At 55.9% G+C, this 14,437-nt stretch carries 3 protein-coding genes; all 3 read right to left on the bottom strand.

Features of this window, described 5'->3' with window-relative positions:
* Window positions 1-7: 7 nt before the first annotated feature.
* From clbJ to clbH, 3 genes are read right to left on the bottom strand one after another with little or no spacing between them, the layout of a single operon-like run.
* Window positions 8-6,508, bottom strand: a complete 6,501-nt coding sequence (gene clbJ / locus LPQ25_RS08705) for a colibactin non-ribosomal peptide synthetase ClbJ (protein WP_012131830.1) — start codon at window positions 6,506-6,508, stop codon at window positions 8-10.
* 43 nt (window positions 6,509-6,551) lie between these two features.
* Window positions 6,552-9,584 (bottom strand): colibactin polyketide synthase ClbI, encoded by a 3,033-nt coding sequence (gene clbI, locus LPQ25_RS08700; RefSeq protein WP_000829570.1) that lies wholly within the window; start codon window positions 9,582-9,584, stop codon window positions 6,552-6,554.
* 49 nt (window positions 9,585-9,633) lie between these two features.
* Window positions 9,634-14,430: a colibactin non-ribosomal peptide synthetase ClbH gene (gene clbH, locus LPQ25_RS08695; protein ID WP_014907257.1), complete on the bottom strand. Its 4,797-nt coding sequence runs from the start codon at window positions 14,428-14,430 to the stop codon at window positions 9,634-9,636.
* Between the last annotated feature and the right edge of the window lie 7 nt (window positions 14,431-14,437).

The following is a 14,437-nucleotide window of genomic DNA, read 5'->3' as shown; positions in this document are numbered from 1 at the left end:
TTTTTCCTTAACGCTGACGCTGGTGACGACGTACAAGTCGTTGCTGGGCGCGGGATCGGGAAGCATCACGCTGCTGTGTTTGATTCACCGCCCGTGCATTGTCCTGCATAGCCTGCAAATAACCGGCAATTCTTTTCACGGTGGTTAAGCGAAATAGCTCAGCAATAGGTACCGTAACCTTAAAAATCTCCTCAATACGGCGATGCAACAGCACGATCTGGATTGAGCCGCCCCCCGCTTCAAAAAAGTTGTCATTCAGTCCGATCTGTTCTCGTTGTAGTACCTCGCACCAGAGAGCGGCCACCTGCTGTTCATAGGGCGAGGCGTGCGCGAGGGCCCTCGACTTCTGTGATGTAGATTGCGACATACGTTGGATAACCTCTTGAACCATTGCCGCCTGATCAATTTTGCCGTTGCCTGTCATCGGCAGCACCTTGAGAAGAAAGAAATGTTGGGGCAGCAGGTAATACGGCAACTGCACGGCTAACTGAGCACGAACACGCGCTAACAGGGCGTCAGTATCGTCAGGATGCAGGTTTTCTGCGGCAGTGATAAAGGCATACAGCTGTCCCTGGTGGCACACCACGGCGGCACTCCCTACGCTGTCGAGCTGTTCAAGGTGGCTTTTGACTTCCCCCAGTTCGATACGGTAACCATTCACCTTCACTTGGGTATCGTTGCGCCCCAAAAAGGCGACTTGCCCGTCAGCAAAGTAGCGCCCGCGATCCCCAGTGCGGTAAATTCGCTCACCACTCGCTTCGCGCCAGACAAAGCTCGCCGCCGTTTTCTCTGCATCGTTCAGGTAGCCTTGTGCCAGCCCCATCCCGCCAATGCAAATCTCTCCTTCCACCCCGACCGGACATTCCTCCAGTTGCGCATTTAGCACGTATACTGGCTGGTTGCGCAGACCCCGACCGTAGGGAATACTGGTCCACGTCGATTCCACCTCACCTATCGGGTAGTAGACCGACCAGATGGCGCACTCGGTCGCTCCACCCAGACTGATGATGTCCATCGTTTCATTGAGCCGCTCGCGCATCTGCTCCGGTAACGTTAGCGGGATCCAGTCGCCGCTCAACAGTGCCAGACGCAACGTCGGATAACTCATCCGATCGCCGCTGTGGTATTCGCACAGCATCTGCATCAGTGCGGGCACTGCATTCCAGACGCTTACATGACCGTGTACCATAACTGTCTGCCAATGACGCGGATCTTTTTCCCGTCCTGCTTCCGGCAGTACCAGCGCTGCACCCACCATAAAAGGCGCAAAGGCATCGTAAACCGACAGGTCAAAGCTCAATGATGACAGCCCGAACACCCTATCCTGCGCATTGAGGCCAAAGCGTTCGTTGATGTCTTCCAGCGTGTTCATGGCCGCACGGTGGTCGATCATCACTCCTTTCGGGGTACCGGTGGAGCCGGAAGTGAAAATGATATAGGCCAGATCCGTGACATCCCCAGCCACTTCAGGCAACGGCGCAGCAGGCGTGTCCAGCATTCCGTCGTCGATGATCAGCACGGGCAGCGACGGCTCCAATTGCGTGAGACCCGGCTGCGTTACTTGTACCCGCACCTCGCCCACCGTCAGCAAAAGCTGGCGACGCTGTGGCGGTAGCACCGGATCCACTGGCAGATAGACCGCACCCAGTCGTAAAATGCCGTGTACGGCGGCAATCTGCTGCCAGCCTTTTTCCATCACCACCGCCACGCGGTCGCCATGCTGCACGCCCAGCGCTAACAGGGCGCGGGCCACATGATCCGCCGCCGTCGACAGTTGGCGATAGGTCAATTCACGGATAGGACTGATCAGCGCAGTTTCCTGTGGCGTCAGTGCTGCCTGACGCAGTAACCCATGGTGCAACAAGGCCGTAGGTGCAGGGGCCTGCGTGACCGGTGCACTAACGGTGGGCAGCGCCAGAGAACTATTTACCCCCCACCAACTTTGCGGCATGGCAACCAGCGCCTGCAGCGCATGACAATAAGCACCAAACATCTGATCCAGCAGCGTGGTATCAAACAGTTGCTCGACCGCGTCCCAGTTGAAATGCAACTCCCCAGCCAACTCGATCACCTGGTGATCGAGCCACACCTGCGGTGTTTGGGTAATATTGGCGTCCGGACACAGAGTAAAACGGGTTGTGTCCCGAGGGTCTTGCGCAGTCGTCTCCCCGTCGATATCCAACATACTAGTGAATACCACCGGCATCGGCGCATGGAAACGACCGCTATGGATCAGCGCCTCGCTGGCGCGGATCCCACTGAAACGACGATGTTCGAGATCTTCCCACAGTTGCACCTGAATACGCTGAGCGTTGTGGGCATAAGAGTGCTGGCTGTCGTAACAAACATTCAGCAAGCTGACAGCGGTAAAATCACCAATAACTGCCTCTGCGTTGGGGTAACCCTGCGGGCGGTTGAACAACGTCAGATTGAGCGTAAACGTCGGGCTAAGGCTCCAACGTGCCAGCACTTGGCTAAAGACTGTCAACAACAATGCCGTCTTGGTGATACGTGTGCGTTGGGCCAGCGCGCTCAGCACTCCCCAGTTGTGGGCTGACAGCCGATGACGGCGACGTACGAACCTGATCGCAGACAGTTGCGCCAAATCGCCCTGTACGGGCAGCGTTGGTGGGCCATACAGCTGCGGCAGCGCCCGTTGCCAATAGGCCTGATCGCGTGCATAGGCTTCACTCGCCTGCTCTACCAACAGCGCCTGCACGTAGTCACGAAAAGAGAACGGTAGCAACGGCAGTGACACATGGGGCTCACGGTACAGCATCATCAACTCCTGCTGTAGCGTGCGCATACTCAGAGCATCGGCAATCAGCAGATCGAGACTGAAATGCAAGCGGCCATGTTGCGCCGTGCAAGCCGAATAACTGAAATCAAACAGCGGCCAACGATCTGCGGGATGCACATGATGCGACAGCCGATCGCGGATCGCCATCAAGGCATCGTTTCGTGCGTTAGGGGACAAAGCACTCAGATCGCGCTGCTCTAACTGATACGCCGGCACTTGCGCCAGAATCTGCTGAGTACCGTCGGGGAGTACCCGCGCACGTAGCATTTCATGGCGAGCGATCAGCGCATTCACCGCATGGGTAAAATGCGTAACATTAAAGTGTTCTACGTCAAATTCATGGTAGATGTGGGTCGCGATCGAGGTAGCACCCGTCTGTCGTCCAAGCCAGTAGGCGCGCTGAACATCCGTCAATGGGAACGGTTGATGACGATGCTCAGGGTCGTGCACTATCACCCAGTCATCCTGAGACGCGGCAGCGTCCGTGATAGATTGCTGTGCAATACGCGCACTCAGTGCCCGTAGTGTGGAGTAGTGGAAAATGTCCTTCAGGGTCAAGGCGCAGTGAAAAGTGCGGTTGATCTCTGCTACCAACGTTACCGCCAACAGCGAATGTCCCCCCAAGCGAAAGAAATCGCACTCAGGATCGACGTTTTTTATCGGCAAATAGCGCATCCACAGCGCCAGCAACATCTGTTCCGTGTCGCTCAGCGCTTGCGTCTGCGGCGACACAAGGGAGCTATCGGCAACGAAATTTTCCGCTAACCGCTTACGATCGATTTTACCGTTGTCAGTGTTCGGGAAGTCGGCCACCCTCTGCCACAGCGTTGGCACCATATAGTCTGGCAGTTGCTGCCGAAGCTCGTTTTTCAGTTGCTCGAATAGCGAGGGAGGCTCACTGGTGATGATGAATGCTGCCAGTGCTTTGTGTAACGGTGCTCTTTCAATACAGGCCACCACCGCGGCGTCCACATGCGGATGCCGTGCCAACGTCCGTTCAATTTCGCCTAACTCAATACGATAACCGCGCAGTTTGATCTGGCTATCTTTGCGCCCAACAAAAAACAACTGCCCCTGCGCATCACTCCTGACCAGATCGCCAGTGCGGAACATCCTGCCACCGGGGACCCCTGGTTCTGACAAGAAGAACTGTGCGTTCAACTCAGGCTGCCCATCATACCCTTGCGCCACACCATCCCCGGCGATGTAAAGCTCGCCGTCAACGCCTTGCGGCACTGGATGGCCCTCATTGTCCAGAATGTATATACGGGTATTGGCAATGGGAGCGCCGAGGGTGATGTTTTCCGCTTGGGTTATCTGCGATTTCAGCGACCAAATGGTTGTTTCGGTGGGACCGTAGAGGTTCCACAATGAACCACAACAGCGCAACAGTTCTTCCGCCACTTTCGTTGGCAGCGCTTCACCGCCTGCCAGCACACATAGTTCCGGGTCGCCACGCCAACCCGCCATCAACAGCCCGTGCCAGAACGAGGGCGTCGCCTGCATCAGCGTTGGTCGATAGTCGGCAATCAGCGGAATCATACGGAAGCTGTCTGCGGCGCGTTCCGCCTCTGTCAGATAGAGACTCGCACCGGAGATCAGCGGCAACAGATACTCCAAGAATGAGATATCAAATGTTGGCGTCGTCACCGAGAGCAGCCGGTCTTGCGAGCCAACCGCAAAGGTACGCTGCATATCCAACAACAAGTTCAGCAACCCGCGGTGAACAACGCACACGCCTTTAGGTTCACCGGTACTGCCGGAGGTAAACAACAGGTAGGCCTGCATATCCGGCAACAGCGCGCAAGGTGTAGAATACCGGATCGCATTCGACATGTCCTGCATCAATTCCGGCAACGACAGTTGTACAATTTCACCCCACTCTCCCGGCTGACGGACCACCAGACAGACCAAACGCGCGCGTTGCATAAGGCGTTGCAAACGCGCGGCAGGCTGATGAATATCGAACGGCACGTAGCACGCCCCCACAAACCACGTCGCCAACATGGTTGCAATCACATCCCTGTGACGTGGCAACAGCACGCCAATACGATCGCCCGGTTGTATGCCATGCGCTCGAAAACGCATCGCGATGAACTGCACACGCGCCCAGAGCTCAGCGTAGGTCAGTGTGCCGTCATGCTGCTGTATTGCCAGTTGCTTTGGGTGCTGCACACAGCGCTGTTCAATGATACGCAGCACATCCTGCGGCCCGAGCCACGGGACGTTAGTGGCGTTGAGCGGATCACGCCGCGGCGTTGCGGTCTCCGGTGCATGCAGAGGGATCGCCCCTATCGGGGTCTCCAGTGATGATGTCAACGATAAGCAGTGCTGACGCAGCGCCTCGGCAATCTGCTTCACCACATCAGCATCGTATAACCCCAAATCGTACTCAAAGGAGACGTCGAACGTGGCGTCGTTTTGGAACACCTCGACTGTCATGTCGTATTTGACGGTCTGATTGTGATACGTCACCTGCTCCCAATACGCACCAGCCAAGGTAAAAGCGCGTGGGGTCACGTGGTTATGGTAGATATAGAGGATCTGGAACAACGGTGAATGGGAAAGGCTGCGAGGGAGATCCAGCATATTCACCAAGTTTTCAAACGGCAGTTGCTGGCGCCCCTGCGTCTCTTTCACGCTGGCCTTCACACGCTGGAGCGCCTCGCGCCCTACCTCAACCCCATTAAAATCGGTGTAGATAACCGCAGTGCTGGCATAATAACCAATGCTACTCTGCAATTCCGGGCGAATGCGCCCCGATACTGGCATGCCTATCACCAATCGCTGTTGCTGAGCGTAACGCATCAGCACCAGTTGGAAGGCAGTCAGCATCAGCACGAACGGCGTTGTTTCCTGCGTGCGGGCTACGTGTTTCAACGCGAGGCTTAATGTTTCATCCAGGGTGATGCTGAACCGGGAACCATGTGTAGAGGGTTGTGCCGGGCGCGGGTGCAGCGATGGAAATGTCGACAGCAGAGGCGCGTCTTGCAAACGCGCACGCCAGTAGGCAAGTTCGTTCGCCAGCAAGGTATCCTGGAACCATTCGCGCTGCCAGAAGGCATAATCGGCATATTGCAGCGGCGGCGGAGGCAGCGACGTTTCATTACCAGCATGCAATCGAGCATACTGCTGCTGTAACTCATCGAACAATAGCCGTAACGAGATACCGTCGATGATGATATGGTGCGCGCAAAACACCAAATGACAACCTTGATCGGGTTGAATAATCTGAGTTACCCCCCACAGAGGACCGCGTGCCAGATCGAACCGGGTGTTTATCACCTGCTGAATTACCGCATCTAGCGCTGAAGTTGGGGCCTGCGCTGCCAGCGTGACCGTATCGAGAACTAACGAAGACGCATCATCTATCACCTGGCAAGGCCGATCGTTACGTACTATGATACGGGTACGCAAGATGGCGTGGCGTGCTTGCACATGGCGCAATGCCTCCGTGAGCATCGGCATATCCACCACGCCATGCAAACGATACACCACATAAAGGTTGTAGTTAGTGGCGGTACTGTCGTATTTTTGCAAAAACCACAACCGCTCCTGATTAAACGACAGCGGGATTGCCTGCGCCGGATCCGCTTTGATGATGGGAATGCGGCTGGGCGACACGCCTGATTGCGCCAACTGTCGTAATAGCTTTTCCTTTTTTTCCGCCGGTAACATTCGCGCCAATGCGGCATGATGTATCGTCATGACCGTCCTTTCCTTTTCGCTGTGTTAAATACTTTTGCCAACGTCACTCATTAATCATGTCGTTAACTAGCACGGCAAGTGCGGACCCTCCATCATCCTGCTGCTCCTGCTCGACCAACTGCGCTAACGCGCGCACGCTGGCATCCTCCATCACGTCGAAAAAGGAAAGAGTGACGGCGAACCGTTCCTGTACCTGCGCCAGCAACATGCCCAGCATCAATGAATGTCCGCCAGCTTCGAAGAAGTTGTCGTCAATGCCCAAGCCGTCAATTCCCAGCAATGCTTCACAAATCGCCACTAAGCCGCGCTGCGTTTTGCTCTCTGGAGCCGCGTAAGGCACCGAAAACGCCGGACGCGGCTGACGGCGCACCGACGGTTCGCTAGGGATGACACTTCCCGCGTCCGCCACCGGCGTTACGGCGCTCCTCTGTTCTTCTGGACTGTCGACCCAGTAACGGATTTTGTCAAAGGCGTAGGTCGGTAGAGAGACACGGCGCGGTTGCTCACCTGCAAACGCAGACAAATCGATGTTATGCCCTCGCACCCAAAGCGCTGCCACGGTATCTAAGATATGTTTGTGCTCATCGCTGCTGCGGGCACCTGCTGGCAGCGAGCTGAACGCGAGACGATCACCTAATGCATGACCGTTGGTCAGTTGGGTCAGGGTGGCACCTGGCCCGATTTCCAGAAAATCGACATCAAATGTAGCTTGCGCCTCTTGCAGTGCAGCGGAGAACTGCACAGGCATCAGCATCTGTTCAATCCAGTAGTCCGGTGTGGTGAGAGTGTCGGCACTGACGTGCGCGCCGGTTACGGTAGAGATGATGGTGAGCGTCGGCGGGTTCAGTCGTACATTCTCAAATGCCTGACGTAGCGCCTGCGCCGCATCTTGCATCATGCTAGAGTGGAAGGCATGAGAGGTATGCAATCGTTTGTTGATGATGTTCTGCTCCGTCAGACGCTGGCTGACGGCGAGGATCTCCGACGTAGGCCCGGCGATAACCGAATAGTCAGGGGCGTTAACAGCGGCAATCGCCAGCGGGGCGGTAATCAGTGCGCGAATCTGTGCTTCGGGCAGCGCCACCATCAACATGGCACCGCTTGGTGCCTGATGCATCAGCTCTGCTCGACGCGCCACCAAGCGCAACGCATCCTCTAAAGAGAACACGCCTGCCAACGTCGCTGCCACCCATTCGCCCAGCGAATGACCAATCATTACCGTTGGCGTGATTCCCCAACTGAGCCACAATTGGGCTAAGGCATACTCGACGCTGAACAGCAGCGGTTGTGTGAGGCAGGTTTGCGCAAGGCGTTCGCCTTGGGCTAACGAGACTTCTGCTCTGAACAACTCATGGCGGATATCCAGTTGGTATTCACGCTCGAGTAACGTCGCGCAACGGTCGAAGGCATCGGCGTAGGCCGGCCAAACCTGATAGAGCTGATGGCCCATGCGCTGATATTGGCTACCCTGCCCGGAAAACAACAGCCCCAGCCCGAGCTGTGTCTGCGCTACACCACGAGCAAACGGCGCTGTCGCGGCCTGCTGCAACAGCGTCCCGGCAGCATGTAGATCTCTGGTTACGAGCGCGGCGCGATGTGCGAAGGCTTTACGTCCCTGTGAGAGTGTCCACGCCAGATCCCGCCTATCCGGCAGCGATTCATGTTGCAGAAAATCGGCAAAACGCGCCAGCCCCGAGGATAAGGCACTGTCGGTCTTGGCAGAAAACGGCAAAATACTGTAGGCAGGTACAGGCGCTCGCGCTTGCAAGTCAACGGCTGGCGCTTGTTCCAGCACAACATGGGCATTGGTGCCGCCCATGCCAAGCGAGGTGACGCCCGCGCGACGGATGCCGCTTTCCGGTTGCCACGGTTGACAGGTAGTGTTGATGTAAAACGGACTATTGGTCAGATCGATCTGTGCATTGGGCCGTTCAAAGTGCAATGTTGCGGGAATTATTCCCTGCTGCACTGCCAGCGCGGTTTTTATCAACCCTGCGACGCCCGCTGCCGTATCCAAATGGCCGATATTGGTTTTTACCGACCCCAGCGCACAGTACTGCTTTTGTGACGCGCCCGCAAAGGCTTGGCTTAGCGCAGAAAACTCAACCGGATCGCCCAAACGCGTACCGGTACCGTGGGCTTCCACATAAGTGATATCCTGCGGTGTCAAACCTGCCAACCGCTGTGCCTGAGCAATGGCGCGCGCTTGGGCATCCACGCTCGGCGCGGTATAACTGATCTTCTCCGAACCGTCGTTGTTGACGGCAAATCCTTTGATGACCGCATAGATGTTATCGCCATCACGCAGCGCTTCATCAACACGCTTTAACACCACCAGCCCCGCGCCGGTGCCGGGCACAAATCCGCTGCTGTTATCGGAAAACGCCCGACAGTGGCCATCGGCGGCGGTGATCCCACCTTCCTGCGACAAGTAGCCGGTTTTTGCTGGTGGCCCCAGCGTTACTCCGCCAGCAATCGCCATGTCACACTGCCAAGTCAACAGACTTTGGCATGCCACGCACACCGCCACCAAGGATGTCGATGAGGAAGTCTGCACCGTGATCGCCGGGCCGCGCAGGTTGAGGTGATAGGCGATGGTAGTAGTGATACTGTCTTTGTCGTTACCAATGGCCGCCTGCAAACTGCCAGAAGAGAAAACGCGTTTAAAGTGCGGCATCAAGTTCAGCATCAAATAGGAATCCATGCTTTTGCCAGCAAAAATACCCACATCCCCCGGATAATCGGCAGCCACATAGCCCGCATCTTCGAAGGCTGCCCACGCGGTTTCCAACAGGACACGGTGCTGAGGATCCATCAGCTCCGCCTCTCGGGGTGCGATACCGAAGAAAGCAGCATCAAATTTATCGATGTCAGCTACCTCCCCTTTGGCCTTGACGTAATCTGGGTGCTGAACAAATTCAGGACTGATTCCCATCGCCAGCAGTTCCTCATCGCTGTAAAAGGAAATGCACTCTCGGCTTGCCAGAAGATTTTCCCAAAACGCCTGTACCGTATCGGCTTGAGGGAAACGCCCCGCCATCCCAATGATAGCTATACCAAAATCATTCTCTGCCATGTTGCTTTCCCCCTATATTCAGGTTTATCACGCGTTTCATTCAGTGGAATCAGTGATGACTGTCGGTTGTGGCTGCCCAGCGCGTGTGACCAAAGGCCAAACGCTGCTTCGCCGCACGCAGTTGTGTCTGATCTCCTGTGGTCCCTTGCGCTGCGTCCGGGGCCAGCAGAAATTCCGCCAAGCGTTTGATGGTAGTGAAGCGCAGCAGGTCAACCAACGCCACGTGCTGACCGCACTGCTGCCCGATGTATTGCTGCATCTGTACTAGCAGAAGTGAGTGTCCACCGAGATCGAAGAAATTTGTGGTGGTGCCGACACGCTCCAGGCCAAGCAACTGCTGCCAGATCTCCGCCAGACGCTGTTCCAGTTCGGTTGCCGGAGGGACATACTCGCCCGGCCCTTCCAACTGCCGCAGATCGACCAGCGGCAGGCACTGGGGATCGATTTTGCCGTTTACACCTAGCGGCATGGCGCTCAGCGGCACGTAGAGCAACGGCAGCATATGCAACGGAAGCCGCAGGCTGAGCCATACGCGCAATTGCTGAGCATCCAGCGCAACGCCGTTGACGCTGCAATAGAAGGCCACTAGTAGCGGCGTTGCCGCCGCATTGCGTCGCACATCGACCCACGCATCAGCAATATCCGGATGCTGTTTCAGTAGGCTTTCGATGTCGCCCAGTTCAACTCGGTATCCACGGATCTGCACTTGGCGATCTTGTCTGCCGAGATAGAACAACATCCCGTCGGTTGCCCAACGAGCACGATCGCCAGTTTTCAGCACCCGAACGCCAGGGTATTCCGGCAACTCGACAAAGCGCTCGGGATCCTGTCGTGCATCAAGGTAGCCGGGCGAAATGCCCAGACCAGAGAAACAGAGTTCTCCACAGGCACCTGGCGGTACCAAACGATTATATGCATCCACCACATAAGCTTGGGTGTTCTGAATCGGGCGGCCAATGGGCAATGCTCCCGTTTCTTGCTCCCTACGCTTTGCGACAGGAAAGTAGGTCGAGCAGATACCGCTTTCGGTCAGGCCATAACCGTTAACCACTGCCATGTGCGGCAGAAGCGGCGCTATCTGCTCATACTCTAACGCTTCACCACCGCACAGAAACAAGCGCAGCGATCCCATCGACTGAGCCAGCACAGAGAGGCTGGCAGAAAGCGATGGGGTGGTGCTCAGGATAGTCACCCGCTGAGATGCCAGCAGCGCAATGAGCGCATCACTATCCAAACTCTGCGCTTTTTGCGCCAATACTAAGGTACCGCCAGCGGCGAGCAGCGGCAGTACCTCCCCGACAAAGCTAGCAGACGCGACTGAGGTAATGGGTAGCAGAACATCCTGATGCGTCACTTGATAGCTGGATATAAAGGATGCGGTTAAGTTGACCAGATTACGTTGGCTGAGTCGGACGCCTTTGGGCTGCCCGGTAGTACCGGAGGTAAAGATCACCACCGCATCGCAATCTAAAGCATCTGGCGCAACACTAACTGGCAGGTTCGGTATTTCTGTCAGCAGGCTACGCCAGTCAGGCACTAGCACCCAAGGTATCGTCAGCCCATGAGGGGATTCCAGCGGTTGCGCCACCAGCAGCATGCACGGCGTTGCCTGCGCCAAGATCAGGGCATTGCGGGCCGCTGGCGCGTTACCATCCAGCGGCACATAGCTCGCCCCCAAAGAGAGGATCGCCAATTGTGCGATAATCAATTCGAAACAAAAAGGCAGTTGCAGTGCGACAGATTCTCCGCGTTTTACGCCTTGCGCACGCAGCCAAGTACACATCTGCATCGTGGCCTGTTGCAATTCGCCATAGGTCATGGCGTCGTCAGCGTGGCGCAAAGCCACCTGTGTAGGGCGCTGCTGGCAGTGCGGTAACACTAGCGCCAGCAGGTTATCTACGGGCGGCAGAGCAACTTCAGTGGCGTTGTGCCGCGCCAGCCAAGCGTGCTCTCGAGGGGTGAAACGAATCAAATCGCGGACTAACTGCGTGGGTTGGCTGCTGGCCTCATCTAGCAGTTCTCTCCACTGCGCCACCAGGTGCTGAATACGATCCGCACTGTATAACCCAGCGTCGTATTCGAAAGTGCCGGTGATGCGCCCATCGATATGCTGCATACTTAGCGAAATATCCACCTGAGATGCACTGGTATCCAACAATAATGGTGTAACGTTGACACCGTTTAGTGTCGGGCTCGCCAGAGGCATATTGTCGAGTTGGAACATGCACTGATATATTGGGAAATGTCCGGCGCTGCGATCCACATTCACTGCGCGCACTATGTCGGTAAATTCGAGACGCTGGTGCCTGAAAGCGGCAAACAGAATACCTCTGATCGTCTGTACTAACTCGGAAAACGATGCCGCTTCGTCAAGAGGTAAGCGCAGCGGTAGTACGTTGACCAGCGGCGCGATCATATGCTCCTGTTCTTTCGTCAGCCGCGCAGCAATCGGCATACCGACGATGTATTCCTGTTGACGCGCATTACGATGCAGCAGGAGGACGAAGGCGGTCAGCAGATAGTTATACAACGACACGCGCTGCGCACGCGCCGCCGCCAACACTCGCTCGCATGTGTTGGCAGACAATGCGAAGGCAACAAACGCGCCTTGGTAACGTGCCACCTTCTGACGCGGTTGATCGGTGGGGATATCAAGAATCGGCAACGTCCCCGCCAGGGTATTTTGCCAGTAACGCATCGCGTCCTGATAGGCGTCACTCTGACGCCACTCTTCTTGGTACTCCATGTAGTCGGCATACTCCAACAACGGTTCTGGCGTCAGCGATTCACCGTTATATGCGGCCTGCAATTCGCGTAACAAAACGCCTTTCGACCAGCCATCACTGATGATGTGGTGCAGATGAATCAACAATACGCTACGATCGTCATCGATCGTCAACAGTTCAAACCGGCACAGCGGTGTGCCTGACGTTAAGGGCATGGGGTGTGCCGCACGCTGGTTGATCATCGCCTGTAGCGCGTTATCATCACTCACCGAGGGGAGTGGCACTATGGTCAGCAACGCCTGCGACGATACGCACTGAGGCACCGCCAATACTGGTTGTCCATTGTGGGTTTCCGCCATAGCACGTAACAGAGTATGCCGACTCATCAATTGACGAATCGCGCCGTCCATCCGCGTGCGATCCAGTTCTCCTTCAAGCAGCAAGGCGGTGGGGTTATTGTATAGTGCAGTATGCGGCGCCAATTGTTGCATAAACCACATCGACGATTGAGCCGATGACAACGGTAGGTAGCGCACGGCGGGAGTTTCACGTAAATCGACGCGACTGGCTGAGTACGCCCGCGCCAAGTCGAGCAACGTTTTACGACAGCACTTGCCATTGTCGGAGAGTGGTAACTCTGACATTGCCAACAAACGGTTCGGCAGCATGTAGGCAGGCAAGTTTTTGGACAGTGCGTCCATTAAGGCCGCCAAATTGAGCGGCACGCTACTGACGACAAAAGCGTAAATCAACTGATTGTCGGGATCATCCTGATCCGCCACCACGACTGCCTGCTGTACCCCCGGGAAACGCATCGCATGGGCTTCGATTTCTCCCAATTCAACGCGCAACCCTCTAATTTTAATCTGAAAATCATTACGGCCAATGTAATGAATTTGTTGGCTTTCCCCGTCGCGCCACACCAGATCTCCAGTTTTATACAGCCGCTCCGGTTTCCCTAAATGGCGCAAAGTTGGATGTATAGTAAAACAGCGATCAGTTAACGCCACGTTGTTGAGATAGCCACGTGCCAGCCCGATACCAGCGAGATACAGTTCGCCCTCTTCGCCGTCTGCTACCGGATTACCATGGTCATCCAGCACATAGAGTCGGCAACCGTCAATCGCTTGACCGATAGGGATATCGTCGTAGTCGTACCCGCGCAGGCAGCGGTGATGACTGACATCGATTGCTGCTTCGGTCGGGCCATAGAGATTTATAAGATCACCCTGCGCCACCGATTGATAAAAGCGAGCCACACTGTGGACCGTGAGTTTCTCACCGCTGGAAAACACTAATCGCAATGAGGCGGTCAAACGAGGATCCTGTTTCATCTCCAGATACTCGACAAACAGGTTCAGCATCGAAGGGACAAAGTGCACAACCGACACGCGGTGACGCTGAATCAGTCGAGCCAAGGTTCGCGGATCGCTCTCCAGTCCGGACGGTAACAGCACTACAGATGCGCCGTACATCGCCCACCAGAACATCTCCCAGACAGAGACGTCAAAGGTGTACACCGTCTTCTGAAACAGCACGTCCTGAGAACTGATAGGATAAGCGTTCTGCATCCAGACAATTCGGTTTAGCAGCGCTGCATGTTCCGTCGCCACCCCTTTAGGGACACCGGTGGAACCGGAGGTGTAAATAATATACGCCAGTTGCCGCGCATGTGGTCGGTAACGCAGATCCGTCGTTGGCATGGCACTGACCGCCGCGCTGTCGATTTCGACGCGAGGAATCGGCCAGCGATCACCATCGTCAGTACCGATCAGACAAACAGCGCCGCTGTTGCTCAGTATATTTTCAATGCGGCTGCGCGGTGCATTGTACGCCAGCGGTAAATAGGCACCACCAGCTTTTACAATAGCGAAAATGGCAATCAGCATTGCCATGCCGCGCGGCAGGCGGATAGCTACCACACGATCCTCGCCGATCCCCAGCCCACGCAGATAATGCGCCAGTTGGTTAGAGCGTGCATTAAGATCGTGATAGCTCAGCGCCGCGTCCCCCATCAATACAGCGGCTTTTTCCCCATATTCTCCGGCGATACGATACAAATAGTCGACTATCGTTTGGTCGTCGGTAGGCAACTGTCTCATAATCCCTTGCTGTTCCATAACTCTG

This window comes from Klebsiella sp. KPN54798 (genome assembly GCF_021184225.1).
GTDB classification, from domain to species: Bacteria; Pseudomonadota; Gammaproteobacteria; order Enterobacterales; family Enterobacteriaceae; genus Klebsiella; species Klebsiella pneumoniae.
This window is presented reverse-complemented; position numbering and strand designations above follow the sequence as displayed.

What these genes read in the sequence shown, in the direction of transcription:
- clbJ (WP_012131830.1), bottom strand. Translation starts at nt 6,508, where the DNA reads ATGACGATACATCATGCCGCATTGGCGCGAATGTTACCGGCGGAAAAA.
- clbH (WP_014907257.1), bottom strand. Translation starts at nt 14,430, where the DNA reads ATGGAACAGCAAGGGATTATGAGACAGTTGCCTACCGACGACCAAACG.
- clbI (WP_000829570.1), bottom strand. Translation starts at nt 9,584, where the DNA reads ATGGCAGAGAATGATTTTGGTATAGCTATCATTGGGATGGCGGGGCGT.